Source organism: Candidatus Symbiopectobacterium sp. NZEC127 (genome assembly GCF_025962675.1).
GTDB lineage: Bacteria > Pseudomonadota > Gammaproteobacteria > Enterobacterales > Enterobacteriaceae > Symbiopectobacterium.
Genome location: NZ_JAGFPG010000004.1, coordinates 1 through 21,323 on the forward strand (window position 1 = coordinate 1; position 21,323 = coordinate 21,323).

At 55.4% G+C, this 21,323-nt stretch carries 19 protein-coding genes; 8 read left to right on the forward strand and 11 right to left on the reverse strand.

The genetic code is table 11. The annotated features are described in order from the left end of the window. The first annotated feature begins 286 nt into the window (after positions 1-286). Positions 287-1,417 carry a murein transglycosylase A gene (gene mltA, locus J5069_RS15770; RefSeq protein ID WP_264644785.1) on the forward strand — a complete coding sequence of 377 codons (1,131 nt, stop codon included), beginning with the start codon at positions 287-289 and terminating at the stop codon, positions 1,415-1,417. 262 nt (positions 1,418-1,679) lie between these two features. Then, a complete protein-coding gene (locus J5069_RS15775; RefSeq protein WP_264644786.1) occupies positions 1,680-2,396 on the forward strand; it encodes an oligogalacturonate-specific porin KdgM family protein in 717 nt (238 codons plus the stop codon). 69 nt (positions 2,397-2,465) lie between these two features. On the opposite strand, the gene J5069_RS15780 is transcribed toward J5069_RS15775, so the two are convergent. Genes J5069_RS15780 through J5069_RS15815 form a run of 8 tightly spaced genes read right to left on the reverse strand, consistent with a single transcriptional unit; the run spans position 2,466 to position 11,443 of the window. Next, positions 2,466-3,383: a 4-hydroxy-tetrahydrodipicolinate synthase family protein gene (locus J5069_RS15780; RefSeq protein WP_264644787.1), complete on the reverse strand. Its 918-nt coding sequence runs from the start codon at positions 3,381-3,383 to the stop codon at positions 2,466-2,468. A 5-nt stretch (positions 3,384-3,388) separates the two neighbouring features. Beyond that, positions 3,389-4,138, reverse strand: coding sequence for a TetR/AcrR family transcriptional regulator (locus J5069_RS15785; RefSeq protein WP_264644788.1), 750 nt, complete (start codon positions 4,136-4,138; stop codon positions 3,389-3,391). A gap of 15 nt (positions 4,139-4,153) precedes the next feature. Next, the gene (locus tag J5069_RS15790) at positions 4,154-5,350 is read right to left on the reverse strand and encodes a M20 aminoacylase family protein (protein WP_264644789.1); all 1,197 of its coding nucleotides are present in this window, start codon (positions 5,348-5,350) and stop codon (positions 4,154-4,156) included. A gap of 9 nt (positions 5,351-5,359) precedes the next feature. Then, positions 5,360-6,139 (reverse strand): SDR family oxidoreductase, encoded by a 780-nt coding sequence (locus tag J5069_RS15795; protein WP_264644790.1) that lies wholly within the window; start codon positions 6,137-6,139, stop codon positions 5,360-5,362. Then, positions 6,136-7,863, reverse strand: a complete 1,728-nt coding sequence (locus J5069_RS15800; protein WP_264644791.1) for an ABC transporter ATP-binding protein — start codon at positions 7,861-7,863, stop codon at positions 6,136-6,138. The genes J5069_RS15795 and J5069_RS15800 overlap by 4 nt, the downstream gene beginning before the upstream one ends. After that, positions 7,860-8,747: an ABC transporter permease gene (locus tag J5069_RS15805; RefSeq protein ID WP_264644792.1), complete on the reverse strand. Its 888-nt coding sequence runs from the start codon at positions 8,745-8,747 to the stop codon at positions 7,860-7,862. Before J5069_RS15805 ends, J5069_RS15800 begins: the two co-directional genes overlap by 4 nt. Positions 8,748-8,796: 49 nt before the next feature. After that, the gene (locus tag J5069_RS15810) at positions 8,797-9,783 is read right to left on the reverse strand and encodes an ABC transporter permease (protein WP_264644793.1); all 987 of its coding nucleotides are present in this window, start codon (positions 9,781-9,783) and stop codon (positions 8,797-8,799) included. Positions 9,784-9,838: 55 nt separating this feature from the next. Further along, positions 9,839-11,443, reverse strand: a complete 1,605-nt coding sequence (locus J5069_RS15815) for an ABC transporter substrate-binding protein (RefSeq protein ID WP_264644794.1) — start codon at positions 11,441-11,443, stop codon at positions 9,839-9,841. A 573-nt stretch (positions 11,444-12,016) separates the two neighbouring features. Between J5069_RS15815 and J5069_RS15820 the strand changes: the two genes are divergently transcribed. Together J5069_RS15820 and tcdA are read left to right on the forward strand one after the other, a co-directional pair. After that, positions 12,017-14,269 (forward strand): molybdopterin-dependent oxidoreductase, encoded by a 2,253-nt coding sequence (locus tag J5069_RS15820; protein ID WP_264644795.1) that lies wholly within the window; start codon positions 12,017-12,019, stop codon positions 14,267-14,269. Positions 14,270-14,358: 89 nt separating this feature from the next. Further along, positions 14,359-15,180, forward strand: a complete 822-nt coding sequence (gene tcdA / locus J5069_RS15825) for a tRNA cyclic N6-threonylcarbamoyladenosine(37) synthase TcdA (protein WP_264644796.1) — start codon at positions 14,359-14,361, stop codon at positions 15,178-15,180. Between the two features lie 142 nt (positions 15,181-15,322). Here the strand turns inward: tcdA and csdE are convergent, their stop codons facing one another. Together csdE and csdA are read right to left on the reverse strand one after the other, a co-directional pair. Further along, positions 15,323-15,775: a cysteine desulfurase sulfur acceptor subunit CsdE gene (csdE, locus tag J5069_RS15830; RefSeq protein ID WP_413542252.1), complete on the reverse strand. Its 453-nt coding sequence runs from the start codon at positions 15,773-15,775 to the stop codon at positions 15,323-15,325. A 43-nt stretch (positions 15,776-15,818) separates the two neighbouring features. After that, complete coding sequence (gene csdA, locus J5069_RS15835; RefSeq protein ID WP_264644797.1) at positions 15,819-17,024, reverse strand: cysteine desulfurase CsdA; 1,206 nt, start codon at positions 17,022-17,024, stop codon at positions 15,819-15,821. 173 nt (positions 17,025-17,197) lie between these two features. On the opposite strand from csdA, the gene J5069_RS15840 reads away from it, so the two are divergent. The 4 genes from J5069_RS15840 to rlmM all read left to right on the forward strand — a co-directional run bounded on the left by J5069_RS15840 (position 17,198) and on the right by rlmM (position 20,346). Next, positions 17,198-17,419 (forward strand): YgdI/YgdR family lipoprotein, encoded by a 222-nt coding sequence (locus tag J5069_RS15840; RefSeq protein WP_222158408.1) that lies wholly within the window; start codon positions 17,198-17,200, stop codon positions 17,417-17,419. Between the two features lie 466 nt (positions 17,420-17,885). Next, on the forward strand, positions 17,886-18,809 hold the full coding sequence (locus J5069_RS15845; RefSeq protein WP_264644798.1) for a transcriptional regulator GcvA: 924 nt from the start codon (positions 17,886-17,888) through the stop codon (positions 18,807-18,809). Positions 18,810-18,857: 48 nt separating this feature from the next. Continuing rightward, on the forward strand, positions 18,858-19,253 hold the full coding sequence (locus J5069_RS15850) for a DUF423 domain-containing protein (RefSeq protein WP_264644799.1): 396 nt from the start codon (positions 18,858-18,860) through the stop codon (positions 19,251-19,253). Further along, positions 19,246-20,346 carry a 23S rRNA (cytidine(2498)-2'-O)-methyltransferase RlmM gene (gene rlmM / locus J5069_RS15855; protein WP_264644800.1) on the forward strand — a complete coding sequence of 367 codons (1,101 nt, stop codon included), beginning with the start codon at positions 19,246-19,248 and terminating at the stop codon, positions 20,344-20,346. The genes J5069_RS15850 and rlmM overlap by 8 nt, the downstream gene beginning before the upstream one ends. 166 nt (positions 20,347-20,512) lie before the next feature. On the opposite strand, the gene xni is transcribed toward rlmM, so the two are convergent. Then, positions 20,513-21,274 (reverse strand): flap endonuclease Xni, encoded by a 762-nt coding sequence (xni, locus tag J5069_RS15860; RefSeq protein WP_264644801.1) that lies wholly within the window; start codon positions 21,272-21,274, stop codon positions 20,513-20,515. Positions 21,275-21,323: the final 49 nt, after the last annotated feature.

A 21,323-nucleotide genomic window follows, 5' to 3' on the forward strand; every position in this document is an offset into this window, starting at 1 on the left:
GCGGGGGCCGGATTTGAACCGACGACCTTCGGGTTATGAGCCCGACGAGCTACCAGGCTGCTCCACCCCGCGTCCGTGGAAGCGCACTATACACTCCATAGGAGGGTATGCAACCTCTATTTGAAAAAAAGAGGATCTTCCCAACATGTATGTCGGTTTTATCTGCTAATTGTTTGTTTTTTGTTCGATTTGAGGCTGTTTTGGAGTTCAATACGTTTTCATATGGAAATGTGTTTGTTATTGTGCGCTCACTGATTTGCCATGCTGTAATGAGAGCGTAAGAGAAATGAGAGGATGTTGGGGTAAGTATGTGCTGACCGGAGTAGTGATTGCTATTCTGGCCGGGTGTCAGTCCAGACCGACTGACCGTGGGCAGCAGTATAAAGATGGGCGGCTTGAGCAGCCACTTGCGCTCGTTAATGAACCCAACGCCACCGGTAAGCCGGTGAATGCAGGCGACTTTGTTAATCAGGTGACTGAGATCAAGAACGCCTCTCCCGCGCTGTATGCCCGCAATCAGGACATCTTTCAGGCCATTCAACGTTGGATGCAGGCTGGTGCCGACACGCGCAATCTGAGCCAGTTTGGCCTTAATGCCTGGCAAATGGAGGGCGTGGACAATTTTGGCAACGTGCAGTTTACCGGGTACTACACGCCGGTAGTGCAGGCGCGTTACACCCGTCAGGGTGAATTCCGCCATCCTCTTTATGGTATGCCTGCCCCCAACAAAAAGAGTCGTCGCTTACCCGATCGGGCGGGTATTTATGCTGGTGCGCTGGGCGAACGCAATGTCCTCGCCTGGACCAACTCGCTGATGGACAATTTCTTGATGGAAGTGCAGGGCAGCGGGTATATCGATTTTGGTGATGGCCGACCGCTGACCTTCTTTGCCTATGGCGGCAAGAACGGGCACGCCTATCGCAGTATTGGTAAAGTGCTGATCGACAGAGGCGAAGTGCCTAAAGAAGAGATGTCGATGCAGGCGATCCGCCACTGGGGCGAGACGCACTCCGAATATGACGTGCGTGAACTGCTGGAGCAGAATCCTTCCTTCGTTTTCTTTAAACCGATGTCATCTGCGCCAGTGAAGGGCGCAAGCGCCGTACCGTTGATTGCCAAAGCCTCTGTGGCGTCCGATCGTTCGCTGATCCCGCCGGGCACGGCTTTGCTGGCAGAAGTTCCGTTACTCAACAACGAAGGGAAGTTTACCGGCCGCTACGAGATGCGCATGATGGTAGCGCTTGACGTTGGCGGTGCCATCAAGGGCCAGCATTTTGACATCTATCAGGGGATCGGGCACGAGGCAGGCCATGCCGCCGGGTATTACAACCACTATGGCCGCGTCTGGGTGCTGAAAAATAATGCAGCGTCTCCCTTCAGCACTACTCCTTTATTAATGCAAAGCGCCGCGCGTTAACGCATTCCTTATCGATGCCGGGAAAGAATATCTTTCCCGGCATTTTTATTGAGCAACGGTTTATTTTATTATTAATGCTTATGCCATATTCTGGATAAGGTAATAAATATAACTTTGTTTGCAAAAATGAACTTATTGTTACACTCCTCAGGCGCATCAATTTGATACGCCGTCATTTATCGCGGAAGGGACTCCCTTCGTCTGTGAAGTTGTTGACGTCATCATAATAGCAGTAATGCAATTTGATTCTCGGGGAAATACAATGAAATTAAAATTAATCACGCTGGCAATCACTTCGTTGGTTACGCTCAATACGCTTGCGGCGACCATCGATTATCGTCACGAATTCAAAGATACTTCAAACGGTGACCATAAAGATCGTTTGCTGTTTTCTCATCGTTTTGAGCAAGGTTTTGGCCTGTCAGTGGAAGCGCGTTGGGGGCAACACACCAATGATAAGACGCCAAACAAACCGTTTAACGAAAGCGTCAGCAACGGCACGGAAGTTGTCGCCAGCTATCTGTATAACTTCAATAAAACCTTCTCGTTGGAGCCGGGCTTTTCGTTAGATTCCACCTCTAACTACAATAATTATCGTCCATACCTGCGCGGTAAGGCGAATATTACCAACGATCTGTCGGTGTCGCTGCGTTATCGCCCTTATTATAAACGCAACAGCAATAATATTGGCACGTCGAGTAAAACTTCGGAAAATGGCTATAACCTGACATCAGTGATTGCTTATAACTTCCTCAAAGATTATACGCTTGAATATGAATTGGATTATCAAAAAGCCAACGCGGCAAGAATAAAACTATCCGATAATGACAATTACTCTTTCGGCCATGATGTGAAGTTGAGTTATAAATGGGATAAAAACTGGCGTCCTTTCGTGGCGGTGGGGAATGTTCCTGAATCATCAGGTATCACGGATAACCGTCAAACCCGCTACCGTGTCGGGGTTCAATACAGCTTCTGATGAAGCATGTGGTGATAAAATAAAAGCCGCCTGACTATTCAGGCGGCTTTTTTATGAACAGCTAATTTATCAACCTTTAAAACCGTACTTCTTGCTCAGGCCCAGTTCGTTGACGATACGAATACCATTTTGTAACGCATCGCCTTGCAGGTCACGCAGCGGTCGACGCAGGCTGCCCGCCGGCAAGCCGATGGCTTTCATCAGCGATTTTACCGCCACCGGGTTGATGGCCGAATAGGTGTAGTGCAACAGCGGCAGCAAGTGCTGGTAAGCGGTGCGGAAGCGTGCAGCGTCGTCGCCGTTTTTCCACGGGCGTGAGATTTCTGCCAGCTCTGCCGGCGCAATGTTGCCCGTCATGTTGGCGGTGCCGTGTCCACCGAGTGACATGGTTGGAACCACCAGTCCCAGATTTGGGGAGTCGCAGCACATAACCGAAACGTCCGGGTTGCCTGCCAGTACTTGCGCTACCTGCCCCACGCGGGTGGTGGATTCTTTATGTACCACATAGTTCGGGTGCTTGAAGATACGCAGCAGTGATGTCCAGTGCAGATCGGACTTCACGCGCGGTGGGTTGTTGTAGATGCCGAGCGGCAAATCGGTGGCATCCGCCACTTCAAGGAAGTAACTTTCGATATCGCTTTCCGGTGCACAGATATAGGCCGGTGCTGCGATGATCGCGCCGTCTGCGCCGTTGTCTTGCGCATAGCGAACATAATCGATGGTGGTGTCAGTGTTATTGCCGGTGCAACCGAAGAAAATCTTCATGTCGCCCTGACGGAATTGCGCCGTGCGGTGAATAATGGCCTTACGTTCTTCCGCTGACAGCATCGAGACTTCACCGGTTGATCCCATGATCAGCACGGCGGAGGTGCCGTTTTCAGCCTGGAACTGCAACAGCGTCTCAAATGCGCCGAAATCGACGCTGCCATCCTCGTTGAACGGGGTAATCAGCGCTACAAAGGAGCCTTCAATTTTTGGTTTACTCATGGTTTTCAGCCTGCATTATTTCCTGACGGTGTGAAAAACGGCACGGACGACGCGTGTGACGGCGTTTCCATGCGATGAATGTGAGAGATATCGTTATGGGAAGGCGCGCAGAAACCGGTGCTGACGAAGGTGAGCAAATGCGCCAGCACCTGTTCGTCGTCACGGTTATCGCACAGCCCTTGTGACAGTAAAGCCAATCTGCCCGAACGAGGATCGGCATCGGTCAGCACATGCATGGCGGCACCGCGGGCAAATTCATAACGCCAAATCACTTCCGCACGCGCCAGATGTGGCAAGGTGCGCGAAAGTGCATCAATAAACCGATGTGCTACATGGTCGAACTGGGCGGAAAGCAATGACGTGACGCTGTGTTCCGGTGTGGCGCGCAAGTGTTGCAACAGCCGCACCACAATGCGACCACCATCGGGCGTTTTGGCGGTTTGTACCAATGGGCGCAACAGCGCATCCAACAGCGCGTCTATCGGAATGGGGCGATCGCCGTAGCGGGCTTCGGCGGCATCCAACAACTGCGCGCGCGCCTCGCTCAGCGGGCCCAACACGGCGTCCAGCACCGCGTGCAGCAGGCCATCCTTGGAGCCGAAGTAATAGTTTACCGAGGCCAGATTCACCTGCGTGGCCTGAGTAATTTCACGGATAGTGGTCAACTCAGAGCCTTTATGGGCAAAACGCGCAATCGCCTCTTGCAGGATGCGCTGACGGATTTCCGGTTGTTTCTCTCTTGTCGCTGTGGTCATGGCAGTATCCTTGATTCAGGCGCTTTTCAGCTCCTGATACACCAGCGCGGCCCAATACTGGACGCCGACAGGAATCAGGTCATCGTTAAAGTCGTAGTGTGGCGTGTGTAGCGCAGAAGTATCGCCGTTACCGACCATCATGAATGCGCCAGGGCGCTGTTCCAGCATGTAGGCGAAATCCTCTGCGCCCAGTAGCGGTGTCATGTTCGGGTTCACGCTGGCGACCGTATGCGCGGCGCGGATCGCACGGTCGGTGGCGTCGGCATCGTTCACCAGCACCGGATATTGATAGTCATAAGTGACTTCCGCGCGCGCGCCGTAACCCTGGGCACAATGCTGTGCCAACGTTTCAAGGCGGGAAGCCAGCAGTTCACGAATTACGGGCGAATAGCTTCGTCCCGTGCCTTTGATACGCACCGTGTCGGGAATGACGTTCGGCGCATTGGCATCACCCGCCTGAATGTGACCGATACTCAACACGGCGGACTCCATGGCCGGCACGTTACGGCTGACGATGGTCTGCAACGCGCTGATAAACTGCGCCGCGGGCAGCGTAGGGTCGATAGACAGGTGTGCGCCCGATCCACCGTGTCCCCCCGTGCCGCGAAACACTACCTGCCAGGTATCGCTGGCGCACAGCATCGGCCCGGCGCGCAGCGCAAACGTGCCGAGAGGGACGCCCGGTTTGTTGTGCAAACCGTAAAGGGCATCGCAGGGGAAGCGTTCCAACAACCCATCGTTGAGCATGGCCGGTGCGCCGCCCAACCCCTCTTCTGCCGGTTGAAAAATAAAGTGTACGGTGCCTGCGAAGTCGGGATGCAGCGACAGGTAACGCGCCGCACCCAGCAGCATAGCCACATGGCCATCGTGGCCGCAGGCGTGCATCTTGCCGGCGTGCGCAGACGCATAAGGCAGCCCGGTTTGTTCATGGATATAGAGTGCATCCATATCGGCACGTAGGCCGAGACTGCCCGTGCCGGGATAACGCCCTTTTAGCGTGGCGACAACGCCGGTCCCGCCGATATCGGTGGTAACCTCAATGCCCCATTCGGTTAAGGTGCTCGCAATCAAGCGAGCGGTTTGCCACTCTTCAAAACCGATTTCCGGGTGCTGGTGAATCTGGCGGCGCAGTGCCGTCAATTCGGGCAATAAGGTCTCTACTGTCGCCTTATTAACGCGCGGCGTCTCTGTTGATGGTGCAGATGGCGTCATGATGATTCCTTAAAACGTACCGGGATAGCTGCCGCCATCAATCAACAGGTTTTGTCCGGTGATAAACCCGGCTTGCTGTGAGCAGAGAAACGCGCAGGTGGCACCAAACTCTTCGGGTTTCCCATAGCGCTGAGCCGGGTTAGCCGCCGCTCGTTCCTTGTGGATTGCCGAAAAGTCGCGTCCGGTCTGTTCGCTCAGCGACTGAATATGGTGCCATTGGCCTTCGGTATCGAAGATGCCAGGCAGGATATTGTTGATCGTCACGTTGCGGTGCACTTGCGTGCGCGCCAATCCGGCGACAAAACCCGTCAGGCCGGAACGTGCACTGTTGGACAAGCCCAGTTCCAACTGCGGGATCTTGACGCTACGCGAGGTGATATTGATGATGCGACCAAAACCGCGCTCTGCCATGCCGTCAACCGTGAGGCGCATCATGGCAATCGGGCCGAGCATCATGCTGTCGAGCGCATCGAGCCAATCTTGTCTCTGCCATTCGCGAAAATCACCCGGCGTTGGGCCGCTGGCGTTATTGATCAGAATGTCGGGAGCAGGGCAGGCAGCAATGGCCGCCTGTCGGCCCGCTTCTGTGGTGATATCCGCCACAACGGCATTCGGACGCACGCCGGTTTGCAGCAAAATGCTCTCTTGTGCTTCGTGCAAGGCCTGAGGGGTGCGTGACAGTAGCGTGACCTCAACCCCTTCCTGAGTCAGTTGCAGCGCGGCTGCTTTTCCCAGCCCGCGGCTGGCTCCCCACACCAATGCTTTTTTTCCTTGAATGCCCAAATTCATGCCGTTTGTCTCTCTGTCAGGTGGACGGTTGGGGACGTGCTCGCCGGGAGTTCTTGTGCAGTACGCGGCGTCGCGCCCGGTACTGCATCGATCAGTTTTCGGGTATACGGGTGTTGCGGCTGATGCCAGATGCGGTAACTGTCGCCTTGTTCCACGCAGTTGCCGTTGTGCATCACCATCACGTTATCGGCGATATAGCGCACCACGGCCAAATCGTGCGAGATAAACAGCAGCGCCAGCCCCATTTCGTTTTTCAGTTCCACCAGCAGGTTAAGAATTTGTGCCTGAATGGACACATCCAGCGCAGAGACCGGCTCATCACAAATGACCAGCGAGGGTCTGATCACCAGCGCGCGGGCAATGCCGATGCGTTGGCGCTGGCCGCCAGAAAATTCGTGCGGGTAGCGTTCCAGACTGCGTTGCGGCAGCCCGACTTTATCAAGGATTTCGCGCACGGCGCGTTGGCGTTCGGCGCGCGAACCCATGCCGTGCACCACCAGTGGCGTTTCCAGAATGTGCTGAATGCTGTGGCGCGGGTTAAGCGACGCGTAGGGGTCCTGAAATATCATCTGCACACGCTGACGCAGTGACGCCAGGCGTGACGCTTTGTGGTGGGTGATATCCTCACCGTCGAAAATGATGCTGCCCTGCGAGGTGGGCAGCAGGCGCAGGATGGTTTTTGACAAGGTCGATTTTCCGCAGCCGGATTCGCCGACCAGCCCCAGGGTTTCCCCCGGATGGATATCCAGCGATATGCCGTTTACCGCGCTGACTGTCCCTTGTGCCGTCTGGTATTCGGTGTGGACGTCGCGCAGCGACAGCAGCGGCTGTTGATCGGTCTGACGCGGGCTGTGAACCAACGGCGGCGGGGTGATCAGTGTGAAAGCGGAACCTTGCGCGTCCTGCTGATGATGAATTTCCGGCAGACGTGAATCCCGGTAATGCATGTCCTGATCCATATGCAGCGAGGTGCCAAGCAGTCCGCGCGTGTAAGGATGCTGCGGTGCGCTAAACAGTTGCGCGGTGGGCGCTTCTTCGACCTTTTGCCCGGCATACATTACCGCCACGCGATCCGCCCACTGTGACACCAAGCCGAGGTCGTGCGTGATCAGCAGCAGCCCCATCGACAATTCGCGTCTCAATCGATCCAGCAGTGCCAGAATCTGCGCCTGAATGGTGACATCGAGCGCCGTGGTGGGTTCATCGGCAATCAGTAAACGCGGCTGGCAGGCAACCGCCATGGCGATCATCACGCGCTGGCGCTGTCCGCCGGAGAGGTTATGCGGGTAATCATCAACGCGCCGCGCCGGTTCGGGGATCCGTACCAGATCGAGTAATTCAATGGCCCGCTTGCGCGCAGCGGCTGGGGTTAATTGCTGGTGCACATGCAGCGTTTCCACGATTTGCTGACCGATGCTCAACACCGGGTTTAGCGATGTCATCGGCTCCTGAAAGATCATAGAAAGCTGATTGCCACGCCGGTGGCGCATTTGTGCATCGGACAACGTCAGCAGGTTTTGCCCGTCAAACAGAATTTCCCCCTGCAAACGCGCGCTGTCAGGCAGCAGGCGCATCAGCGACAGGGCGGTGGCTGATTTTCCGCAACCGGATTCACCGACCAGTGCCAGCGTTTCACCGGCATTCAGGGTCAGGTTCAAACCACGCACCGCCTCATGGCCGGGAAAGGTGACGCGCAGATCGTTGATAGTGAGTAGCGAAGTCATGATGCTCTCCTGCGCAAACGGGGGTTCAACGCGTCGTTAAGCGCATCACCGACCAGATTGAGTGACAACACCGTCAGCACCAGCGCGCCGCCGGGCAATGCAGTGAGGAACCAGGCGGTGCGCAGCGATTCGCGTCCGGCACCGATCATGCTGCCCCAACTGACCCGGTTGGGATCGCCAAAACCGAGAAATGCCAACGCGGATTCAATCAGAATGGACGACGCCACCATGACCGAGGTGGTCACGATGATGGACGGCAGGGCGTTTGGCAGCATTTCCTGAAAGATAATGCGCAGCGACGAAAAACCCTGACTGCGGGCTGCCATCACAAAATCGCTGGCGCGCAGCGAACGAAACTCAGCGCGTACCAGACGGGCAATGGTTGGCCAGGAGGCAATGCCGATCGCGCTGGATATCAGGCCAATCGAGGGATTACCAATGGCGACCAACACCACCACCAATAAGAAGGTGGGAAAGGTTTGGAACAGTTCGGTGATATGCACCAGAACATCGTCGATTGTGCCGCCAAAATAGCCTGCTAATGCACCGACGACGGTGCCGATAGCAAGGCTGACCAACACGGCGCTGAAGCCTATCTGCAACGAAACCTGTGAACCGTGCACAATACCGGCGGCCACGTCACGGCCCAGCGAATCGGTTCCCAGTGGGAACTGGGGATCCTGTCCGGGCCACAAAAACGGCTGTGCCACCATATCCAGGGGATCGCCCGGATAGATGAGCGGGGCGAGAAACGCCATCACCAACACCGCCAGTAGCATCAGAAAACCTGCCATGCCGGAAGGATTACGCAAAAAGGCGTTCACTTCAGGTGACAGGCGGAACGTGCGGCGCACAGGGCCTTTTTCATCAACAAGGTTACTCATGTCGGGAATTACCTATTTCATTGTATTCTGGTGTGATTTTCGACCAGACTCAGTGCGCTTTGATGCGCGGATCCAACCAGGACTGAAGTAAGTCCACCAGAATATTCGCCACAATCACCAGCAGGGCGGACAGCAGCAGTACACCCAGCAGCACGTTAAAATCACGTGCCATCACCGCTTCCAGCGCCAGCCTACCCAGGCCAGGCCAACTGAATACGGTTTCTACGACGGCAGCGCCGCCAAGCAGGTTGCCAAAGTGCATACCTGCGACGGTAGTGATCGGCAGTAACGCGCAGCGCAGAATGTGACGCACGGTGACAAACCACGGCGCAAGGCCTTTGGCATGGGCGGTGCGGACAAAATCCTGCTGGGCGATTTCCAGCATCGCCGCGCGGGTTAAGCGGGCGTATATCGCAATAAAAAAGCTGCTCAACGCCAGCACTGGCAAAATGGCGTGACGCAGCATATCCGCGACGTAGGCCCAGCCAGTGAGATCGGCGCCGATGGTGATGTTGCCGCCGCTCGGCAGCCAATCAAGCTGTACCGAGAACAGAATCAGCGTCATCAGCCCGATCCAGAACCCCGGCGTGGAGTAGAGCAGCAGCGCCAGCAGCGACAGCAGACGGTCAGGCCATTTCCCGGCCCATACCGCCATCACCGCGCCCAGCGCGATCCCGAGCACGATAGCGATGGTCTGCGACAGCAGCATCAACAGCAGCGTGCTGGGCAGACGCGACATGATCAGGTCCATCACCGGTGCGTTATAACGCGGTGAGAAGCCGAGGCTGAAGTGGCTGAGATTGCCAAGGTAGCTGAGAAGTTGGGAAAGAATAGGCTGATCCAGCCCGAACTGGGCGCGCAGCATCGTCATGGTTTCTGCGGTGGCACTGCCCGCTTCGGCAGCCAGCACGTCGGCGGCATCGCCCGGTACCAGTTGCAGCAGAAAAAATACCACGATCACGATGCCGAGCGTCGTGGGCAGCGCATGCAATAGCGTGCGTTGCAAAATACGTCGGGTGCGTTGCAATCTGTTCATCGCCCTACCTCTATCAAAAAAACACAGCCCCGCCGTCGCGGGGCTGTCGTATTACTTACTGTTCAATCCAAACGTCAGCCAGGCTGCCATTCACACCCTGAATACCGTTGATAAAGCCGTGGACGTGTTTGTTGTAGATAGTCAGTCGGTTGATCTGCAACAGGTTCAGGTCCGGGATCTCGGTGGCGATGATGTGTTGGAACTGTTTGTACAGCTCCACGCGTTTCGCCTGGTCGGTCTCAACGGCGGCTTGCTCCAGCAGACGGTCTACTTCCGGGTTGCTGTAGTGCGAGCCATTACCAAACGGAACGCCCGGTGAGTAGGTTTTCGACCAGTAGAGGCGCTGCACGCCAACAGCCGGATCGAACAGGTTGGAAATGGAGCCGTTGTTGAAGTCAAAGTCGCGGTCGGTATAGACGCGTTTAACAAAGGTGGCGAAATCCTGAGAACGGATGGTGACGTCAATACCCACTTTGGCCAGTGCGGATTTCAGGTATTCAGCGACGCGTTTAAAGCTGTCACCGTAAGGCATAAAATCGTGCACCAGTTGGAAACGGATACCGTTGGCCTGACGCGGGAAGCCCGCTTCATCCAGCAGTTTGTTGGCCTTGGCGATGTCGAAATTGTACGGTGACGGCGTGCTGTCGTGGAATTGCGTCAATTCCGGCGTGATCCCGGTAGGGGAGTTCGAGGCATAGCCATACCACACCACTTTTTTCAGCACGTCGAGATTGATGCTGTGCGCGATCGCCTGACGAACCTTAAGGTTTTTTAGATAAGGGTTATCCAGGTTGAACTCGATACGGGTTTGCGTCGGGCTGTAGCCATAACCACGGGTTTCGATACCCAGTTTCGGGTTCTTCTTGATGCGCTCAATTTCACTCATCGGGATGGGCGTATCACTGCCCAGATCCAACGCGCCGGTTTCCAAGGCAATGGTGCGCGTGGCGGCATCAGGAATGATTTTTACCACTAAACGATCGATATAAGGCTTGGGCTTATCCCAGTAGTTCGGGTTGCGTTCATACAGAATGTGGCTGCCGCGTACCCACTCTTTAAACACAAACGGGCCAGTACCGACCGGTGCCGTGTTGTAAGGGTTGGAGAGAATATTGGTGCCTTCATAGAGATGCTTGGGAACGATAGGCGCTTCGTTGGCAGAAAACGCGCTCAACAAATAGGGCGCGGGCTGCGACAGCTCGATGATAGCGGTATAAGGATCGGGCGTTTTCACCTCGGTGACGTTAGCAAACGTGCCTTTACCCCGGGAGTTATACTGTTTCACGGTGAGAATGGAGAAGGCGACGTCCGCAGAGGTGAAGTCTTTGCCATCGTGCCATTTTACGCCCTGACGCAAATGGAAGGTATACTCTTTGCCATCTGGACTGACAGACCAACTGGTCGCCAGTTGCGGCACCGGGTTCATGTTGAAATCGTAATCCAGCAACCCTTCGATCACTTTGGCGTTAACCTTCATCACCGCACCGCTGGTGCTGACCAGGCTGGTCAGCACGGGGGGTTCCGGCTCCGCCAGGAAATTGAGCGTTCCGCCGCGTTGTGGGGTAACACCCGGTTGCGGCGTTGCCGTATCGGCTAACCCCGGCAGACTGAATAATGAGGTTGCCATTATCAGCGCAGATAATATCGCTTTATGTTTCATGGTATTTATCCGTATTTTTCAGGGATATTATCCCTGTCGATTATGCGGTTTTTTGTGAGCGTTTTTTCCGCTGATATACCAGCCTGACAGCGTAAGCATTCGACGCGCTATTCAGAGGAAAAGTGCGGTAATCACGGTGATCGTGAAATAACTGTCAGGAAACTAACATCGGGTCATCAATAAAGGGATTGTCTGTGCGTGAGTCATTGTGAATTCCTGGCTTTGGTGTTTGCTATTTAATAAAAACTAACTAAAACAAGTGATTATTTATTATTTTCGCATGGTGCGAATCAATCACAGCCCGTTGCTGAGGCAAACTTTCTGACTGTGCTTATTGAGGCTAAACCCTATCCTAACGTGCGTTTTAAACAAACGTTTAAATCTGCATAAGCAAAGCTATATTCCGCATAACCCGCATACTTGATGTATCTGGGGTATTTCTTTTATAACTGTGGCATTGTTTGTTGCGACAATGTTTTTACGATTTTTTTAACGCCGTATTTGGCGTTGTTTCTTACCAGGGCTGCGTTGTCGCGCTATCCAGCGTGACACGAGAAAGTATTGAGGTTGCGAATGGCTATTAAGCGTTATCCACATCTGGCGCATTGGGGCGCTTTTACCGCCGTCGTGGAGGACGGAAAACTGATCCGCTGCGAGCCGTTTGCCAGCGATCCGGCCCCCTCTGCGATGCTTGATTCTATCGTGCCGTTGGTCTATTCCGACAAGCGCATTCGTCGCCCGGCCGTGCGCCGTTCCTGGTTACAAAAGCGTGAAAACAGCGACGGTGCGCTGCGCGGCAAAGAGGATTTCGTTGAGGTGGACTGGGATGTTGCGCTCGATCTGGTGGCGCAGGAGAACCGGCGCGTACGCGATCGTTACGGCGCAGATGGCCTGTTCGCCGGATCCTACGGCTGGTCCTCTGCGGGGCGCTTTCACCATGCGCGTTCGCAGGTGCGACGTTTCTATTTTTCCGGCGGCGGTGCCGTTGATCAACAGGGCAACTACAGCTGGGGCGCGGCGCAATTCTTTTTGCCCTACGTCATCGGCACCTTTCAGCCGTTAACCGGGAAGGTGACTGAGTGGCGCAGCGTGTTAGAACACTGCAATATTTTTCTCGCGTTTGGCGGATTGGCGCTGAAAAACGCGCAGGTGGCTTCCGGCGGGGCGGGATATCACAGTCTGGAACCGGCGTTGCGTCAGTTGGCTGAGAAAAAAATTCCGGTTATCAATATCAGCCCGATGCGCGACGACTGTCCGGCCTTTCTCGGTGCCGAGTGGATCCCGATTCGTCCAAATACCGATGTGGCGTTGATGCTGGCGCTCGGTTATGAAATTCAGCGGCAGGGCGCGGATGACATCGATTTTCTGCGGCGTTATTGCGTGGGCTATGAGGCGTTACGTCACTATCTGACCGGTGAACGCGATGGTGTGCCGAAGACGCCGGAGTGGGCCAGCGCCATCACCGGCATTCCCGCCGAGCGCATTCGTCGTCTGGCGCAGCAACTGATTGGCGTGCGCAGTTTCATCACCTGTGCCTATTCGGTGCAGCGTGCCCATCGTGGAGAGCAGCCGTATTGGATGATGATCGCGCTGTCGGCCATGCTGGGCCAGATTGGCCTGCCGGGCGGCGGTTTTTCCTTCGGCCATGGCTCCATGAATGGCGTCGGCAATGAGCGTATCTCAAGCCCCGCGCCAGAATCTCCCTCGGTGAAGAACCCAGGGCGAGCCATTCCGGTGGCGCGTATTGCCGATATGCTGCTGCATCCCGGCCAGCCCTATACCTTCAAGGGCGAAACCCATCGCTACCCCGAGATCCATCTGATTCACTGGGCCGGTGGCAATCCGTTTCACCATCATCAGCAGCTTAACCGTCTGGTTGAAGGCTGGCGCAAGCCTGAGACGGTTATCGTACAGGATATCGTGTGGACGCCCGCCGCGCAGATGGCCGACATCGTACTGCCCGTGACCACCACGCTTGAACGTAACGATCTGGGCGGATCGTCGCGCGATCGACATCTGTTCGCCATGCATCAGGCGATTGCGCCGCAGCATCAGGCGCGTAATGACTATGATATTTTCAGCGAACTGGCGGAACGACTGGGTTATGGCGATGCCTTTACTCAAGGGCGTGATGAGCAGGCATGGCTGGAAGCACTGTATGAGGAGTGCCGTGGGCGTCAGCAGGGCGTGGAATGGCCTGAGTTCGGCGAGTTTTGGCAGCGCGGGCATCTGGATGTGCCACAAGGTGAGAAGCCGTTTGTGTTCTTTGACGCGTTCCGCGACAGCCCCGAACAGCATCCGCTGCAAACGCCGAGCGGCAAGATTGAACTGTACAGCGATACTATCGCCCGTTACGGCTATGAGGATTTTGCCCCGCATCCGGAATGGCGTCCGCCGGTAGAGTGGCTCGGGGCCGAAACCGCAGAGCGCTGGCCGCTGCATTTTATCTCTATCCAGCCATCCGATCGTTTGCACAGCCAACTGGCCGCGACGCCGCAGGTGGCGGCGAACAAAACCGCAGGGAAAGAGACGCTTTATATGCACCCGCAGGATGCAAATGCGCGCGGCATTGTGGATGAGCAGCAGGTGGAAGTATTTAACGCGCGCGGTCGCATTTATGCCGGGGTCCGCGTGACCGAAGGGGTGGCACCCGGCGTGGTGATCATGTCTACCGGTGCCTGGTTCGAACCGGGTTTCGGTCAGAAAGAGTGGCATGCGGTGGAACAGTCCGGCAATGCCAACGTGCTGACGCTGGATATTGGCACCTCACCGCTGACGCAGGGGCCGAATGCCATGAGCTGCCTGGTGGACGTGGCGGCAGCCTGATTTTCATTTCATCAGTAGCGCAACAGGCTCGATCGCTTTATGATCGGGCCTGTTTTTTTAGCGATTATCAGAGTCAAGGGTTGGTGGTCATGAGTGGTACGTTATCCGAAGCCTATCTGCAACGCTTCGGCGGCACAGCGCGGTTATACGGTCAGCAGGCGCTGGCGCTGTTTGCACAGGCGCACGTGTGCGTTATCGGCATTGGTGGTGTGGGCTCCTGGGCCGCAGAGGCACTGGCGCGCACCGGCATTGGTGCGATTACGCTGATTGATATGGATGACGTCTGTGTCAGCAACACCAACCGGCAGATTCACGCGCTGCGCGAACATACCGGGCAGGCGAAAACGGAAGTGATGGCGGAGCGTATCCGTGCCATCAATCCTGAATGTCAGGTCACCTGCGTGGATGATTTCGTCACGGTGGATAACGTGGCGGAGTATCTCAACCGTGGCTTTAGCTATGTGATTGATGCGATTGACAGCGTGCGTCCGAAAGCGGCGCTGCTGGCCTACTGTCGGCGTTATAAAATTCCGGTGGTGACGACCGGCGGGGCGGGTGGGCAAATCGATCCGACACGCATCAGCGTGGTGGATCTTGCCAAAACCATTCAAGACCCGCTGGCGGCCAAGCTGCGTGAGCGTCTCAAACATGATTTCAACGTGGTCAAGAACAGCAAAGGTCGGTTAGGCATCGATTGTGTGTTTTCCGATGAGCCGCTGATGTACCCGCAGGCCGATGGCTCGGTGTGCGCGTCGCGCAGTACCGCGGAAGGGGTGAAACGTATGGATTGCGCCTCCGGTTTCGGGGCTGCCACCATGGTGACCGCGACCTTTGGTTTTGTCGCGGTATCCCACGCGTTAAAGAAAATGATGGCGAAGGCGGCGCGCGAGGCGCAGCAGGTTGCTTCCTGAGTAGTGCTTGGCCCGTGATACCTTAATCCATCATTCCTGTATACCCCTCGTCATTCCCGCGCAGGCGGGAATCTCCCACAGGCTAAACGCCTTCTTCCTGGCAGAGATCCCCGGCTTACGCCGAGGATGACATAGGTGTGGCCTAGCTGGGATCCCTTGTCGCCTGCGCGGCTATGGCCTGAATCCGCTGTGCCAGCGCGGACAACCCGCTGGCGCGTGAGGCGCTGAGCTGCGCGCGCAGGCCAAGTTGATCAAACAGGGACAACGGATCTTGCCCGAGCACATCGGCAGCCTGTTTGCCTTCTACCGCCGTGAGCAGAACGGCAAGCAAACCGCGCACGATACGCCCGTCGCTGTCGCCGTAAAAGTGCAATCGACCATCCTGCTGTTTCTCATAGCCTAACCAGACGCGGTTTTCACAGCCGGACAGGGCGATGGTGTCATTTTTCAACGTGTCCGGCAGGGCAGGAAGCTGTTTAGCCAGCAGGATCAGTTGCCGATAACGCTCTTCCCACGAGCGGCAGGCATCGAAGGTGTGCTGTAAGGTCTCTGCCGTGATGGCGCTGCCAAAAGGGTGAGCGGTGTGCTCAGTCATGGAGTGTTGTGTCATGGTGTAAGCCAGTCCCATTTTTTTGCTATCAATCCAGCAGTAAATCCAACGCATTGCCAACGGCAGTCACCAGCGCGGTGACATCGTGCTCGTTATTATAAGGCGCGAAAGAGGCGCGTACTGCGCCATCAAAGCCCAGTGCCGTGAATAACGGTTGAGCGCAATGGTGCCCGGCGCGAACGGCAATCTGCTGCTCTGCAAGAAGCGTTGCCAGATCGTTCGGGTGCACGTCGGTCAGGGTAAACGACAGGATGGTCGCGTTGGGACTGCGCAGTGAGCGAAAACCGGGGAAACGCGCCAACTGCTGTTCAGCCAACTGGGCCAACCCTTGGCTATATCGCTCCGCTGCGCGCCAGTCATAGCCTTGCATCCATGTCAGCGCCGCCCCTAACCCGAGCACTTCAGCGATAGCGGGTGTGCCTGCTTCAAAGCGTTGAGGAATGGCCTGCGGTGTAAATCCATCAAAAGAGACCGCGCTCATCATTTTCCCCCCGCCGTGCCAGGGCGGCATGGATTCCAGCAGGTCGGCCTTGCCGTACAACACGCCAATACCGGTCGGGCCAAAAAGCTTATGGCCGGAGAACGCGTAAAAATCGATATCCAGCGCCTGTACATCCGGTGCGCTGTGCACAATGCCTTGCGCGCCGTCGATCATCACCACGGCACCGACCTGATGCGCCAGCGCGATGGCTCGCGCCAGATCGGGTTGACCCCCTGTCACATTAGACATCTGGCCCAGTGCCAACAGCCGTGTGCGTGAGGTCATCAGGTCGGCTAATGCCTCCAGATTGGGCTGTGCATCCGCGCCAATCGGCAGTTTGACGACGTGGGCACCGGTTTGCTGCGCCACCATCAGCCAGGGAATCAGGTTGGCGTGGTGCTCCGCTTCACTGACGATGATCTCATCACCCGGCTGCAAACGTGGACGCGCATAGCTCTGCGCCACCAGATTGATGGCCTCTGTCGTTCCGCGCGTCCACACGACACAACGTGGATCGTCGGCGTTGAGCAGTGTGGCTACTGCGCATCGAACCTGCTCGAACCGCGCTGTCACCTGCTGCGCGTGGGCATGTTGGCTGCGGTGCACATTGCCGGTCTCGGCGGTGTAATACTGCGAGATAGCATCAATGACCGGCTGCGGCTTAAGCGCCGTTGCCGCGCTGTCCAGATAAACGCCGGATTGCGCGAGTGCAGGGAAGTCATTACGAAAGGTTGCGGGATTGAATGCTGTCATGGTGTTCCTCTTCTGGCAGACGATCCTGTCGCATTTTTCACGGGGAAACAAGTTTTAGGACGATCCCTAAACGCATATTGAAATGATTTTGCTAGGCTTAACAGTGTCAATAAACGGAACTATCGTTCGGTAGTGGCGAGATAAGTAACTTAAAAATTTACTTGGAGTACACTATGAAGAATAAAATAGCAATTATTGCCATTGCGATGGCCGCGCTCTCTTTAACTGCCTGTTCGAGTAATTATGTGCTGCATACCAACGACGGGCGCACCATTGTCGCTGAAGGGAAACCGAAAGTGGATGAGGATACCGGGATGATCCGCTATATCGATGCCTACGGTCACGAGCAGCAGATCAACCGCGATAACCTGAGGGAAATGGTGGAAGCCAAGTAGTTTTCCTCTGGTGTAACCTGTGTCTAGATTCCCGCACTGCCATTTCGCTGCTTACCTACCGGGTAGGGCTTGTCTGAAATGTCAGCGCGGGAATTGTCATTTCTGGCGCATGGCGCGTCGTCGATGAGTCGCCTGTCAGGCAAAAAAAAAGCACCGCTAAAAAGCGGTGCCACATAAAAATCACTATGGACAGACAGGGTAAATGTACAGGAAGTGAAAGGTAGCCTTGGCTACCATGTCTGAAAAGCAGACAATAAATAGCAAACACAACATCACAACCACAAGCCAAAAGCACTTCAGGAAACGCCTGCCGCACCTTTCGTTCCGGCTCAAGGAAGTGGCGCTAATATAGGTATTTGCTGGTGCATCCTCAACGGACAAATTATAATGTCTCGGATAAAAAAAACTAATGGCTGGAACGGTGCTGCCTCCGTGCACCTCTTAGGAAAAAGAAGAACATTACCCTATGTCAAAGCGACTCCCTCCGCTCAATGCGTTGCGTGTATTCGATTCCGCCGCCCGCCATCTCAGTTTCACCAAAGCGGCGGAAGAACTGTTTGTCACACAGGCTGCCGTCAGTCATCAAATCAAGTCATTAGAAGATTTTTTGGGGCTCAAGCTGTTTCGTCGCCGCAATCGCTCGTTGCTGCTGACGGAAGAGGGGCAAAGCTACTATCTTGATATAAAAGAGATCTTCTCTTCACTCAATGAAGCGACGCGCAAGTTACAATCACGCAGCGCCAAAGGGGCATTGACAGTCAGTTTGTTGCCCAGCTTTGCTATCCATTGGCTGGTGCCGCGGTTATCGAGCTTCAATGCGGAGTTTCCGGGGATTGATGTGCGAATTCAGGCAGTGGATCGCCAGGAAGATCGCCTGTCAGACGATGTGGACGTGGCGATTTTTTACGGGCGTGGCAACTGGCATGGATTGCGCGTTGAAAAGCTCTATACCGAATATCTATTGCCCGTCTGTTCTCCTGTCTTGCTAACGGGTAAACATCCGCTTAAAACCCCGCAGGATCTGGTAGGGCACACCTTGTTGCACGACGCGTCTCGGCGTGACTGGTTGGCCTACACCCGGCAGCTTGGCGTGCAGATTAACGTACAGCAAGGGCCGATATTCAGCCACAGCGCGATGGTGTTGCAGGCGGCGATCCACGGGCAGGGGGTCGCTTTGGCCAATAACGTGATGGCCCAGACTGAGATTGAAGCGGGTCGGTTAGTGTGTCCGTTTAACGAAGTTTTGGTCAGCAAAAATGCTTTTTATCTGGTTTGTCATGACAGTCAGTCTGAACTGGGTAAAATAGCCGCCTTTCGCCACTGGATTTTGGCGCGTGCGGCGAGCGAGCAAGAGAAGTTTCGTTTCCGCTATGACAACGCCGCGCGTTGAGATGTGGCGTTCGGGTGGTATTTGATTCGATTTACTGTGGAAAATACGATGAACAGTCGTTTTATGCTGATGTTTTCCGCGATCAGCGGGTTTGTGTTTGTGGCATTGGGCGCCTTTGGTGCACATGTGCTCAGCAAATCGCTGGGCGCTGCCGAAATGGCCTGGCTAAAAACCGGGCTTGAATATCAGGCGTTTCATACGCTGGCGATTCTGGCGCTGTCGGTATTGATGCGCCAGCGTCGTAATGTGTGGTTTTATTGGAGCAGCATTGCGTTGGCACTTGGCACCGTGCTGTTTAGCGGCAGCCTTTATTGTCTGGCGCTGTCGCACCTGCGGTTTTGGGCGTTTGTCACGCCGGTTGGCGGTCTGTTCTTCCTGACCGGATGGGTATTGATGTTGGTTGGCGTGCTGCGCCAGACAAGAAAGGCGAAAAGTCATGAATAAGGTAATTTTATATTGCCGCCCCGGTTTCGAAAAAGAGTGTGCGGCAGAGATAACGGAAAAAGCCACCGCCCACGAGGTTTTTGGTTTTGCCAGGGTTAAAGAAAATTGTGGCTATGTGATGTATGAATGCTATCAGCATGAAGATGCCGATCGCTTAATCAAAACATTGCCGTTTGATACGCTGGTTTTTGCCCGGCAATGGTTCGTGTGCGGTGAGCTGTTGCGCGACTTGCCGCCGGAAGATCGCATTACCCCGATCGTGGGTATGCTGACCGGTGCGATTGAACGGGCAGGGGAACTGCGCGTTGAAGTACCGGACACCAATGAAAGCAAAGAACTGCTGAAATTTTGCCGCAAGTTTACCGTGCCTTTGCGCGCCGCCCTGAAAGAAAACGGCATTCTGCTGCCGTATGAAAAGGCCCATCGCCCGGTTGTCCATGTGCTGTTTATTGCTCCGGGGCATTGCTATGTGGGCTATTCCTACAGTAATAACCACTCGCCGTTTTACATGGGTATCCCGCGCCTGAAATTCCCTTCCGATGCCCCAAGCCGTTCTACGTTGAAACTGGAAGAGGCGTTTCACGTCTTCATTCCGGCAGATGAGTGGGATGAGCGTTTGGCAAGCGGCATGTACGCGGTGGATTTGGGGGCGTGCCCCGGCGGTTGGACTTATCAACTGGTGAAGCGCAGCATGATGGTGCACGCCGTGGATAACGGCACCATGGCGCAAAGTCTGATGGATACCGGGCAGGTAACACACCATGCCGTCGATGGTTTCCGCTTTGAGCCGCCGCGTAATAACGTGACTTGGCTGGTGTGCGATATGGTGGAGAAACCGGCGCGGGTGGCCAACCTGATGGCCGACTGGCTGGTGAAGGGCTGGTGCCGGGAAGTGATATTCAACCTTAAGCTGCCGATGAAAAAACGCTATGAGGAAGTGACGCAAAATCTGGCGTTGCTGAGCGAACGCTTGAGTGAGAATGGCATTAATTTTGAGATCCGTGCTCGCCAGTTGTATCACGATCGCGAGGAAGTGACGGTACACGCGCGGCGCATATGGGGCGCGGTGCCGGGACGGCGCGACGAGCGTTAATTTTTATATTCGTCATCCTCGGCGAAAGCCGGGGATCTCTGCCAGAAGAAACGTGTTTTACCGGCCAGAGATTCCCGCATTCGCGGGAATGACGGAGGGTGGCGGGAATGACTGTTCTAGTAGGTTTGTCACCAACCTCATGCGTCGTTCGAGAAGAATGGCGTGTTTATTTCCCCGCTGTCAGCCGTAGCTGCTGTAAATTCCCTTCCAGTGCCAAATCCGTGCGTAACGTTGCCACCTGACGACTCGCAAAGGCCATCTCACGTTGTGATTCCAGCTTGTGCCGCCATTTTTCCGGTATGGCATCCAACTGCTGATAAATCTGCTCCAACGTTCCCGCGTGGGCAAGCAGTTGACTGGCGCTTTTGGGGCCAATGCCCACTACACCGGGTATTTTGCTGCTGCTGATGCCTGCCAGCCCCCAGAAATCAGGCAGTTGCTGTGGTGAAACGCCAAACTCCTGGGCGATAAAAGGCACATCCAGCCAGCGCTTTTGAAAATAATCGCGAATCTGGATAGTTGGCGCCAGCAGTTGGCAGTAGCCCTTGTCGGTCGAGACAATTGTCGCCTGATGGCCAGCCTGGGCAACTTTTGTGGCGAGCGTTGCCGCCAAATCATCGGCTTCATTGCCTGGCGTATGCCAGCAGACAATGCCCATTGTTTCCAGCGCTTGCCGTATGTGTGGCAGTTCCAGCGCCAGATTCTCTGGCATGGGCGGGCGGCCCGCTTTGTAGTCCGGCAGTAACTGGTGCCGCCAACTGTCGGCGCGCTGTTCATCATCAAACACCGCGACGGCGTGCGTCGGCTGGCTATGCTGTAGCAGTTGGGTAACGGCGTGCTGACAGGCTGTCACACAGGGCGATCCCTGCACGGCATGGATACGACGAATCAGGTTTAATGCATCGATAATCAGCAAATGTACAGGCATCAGGCGGTCCCGGCGTGAAGCGTGGTGAAGGTGGCGGGAAAATCCGGTT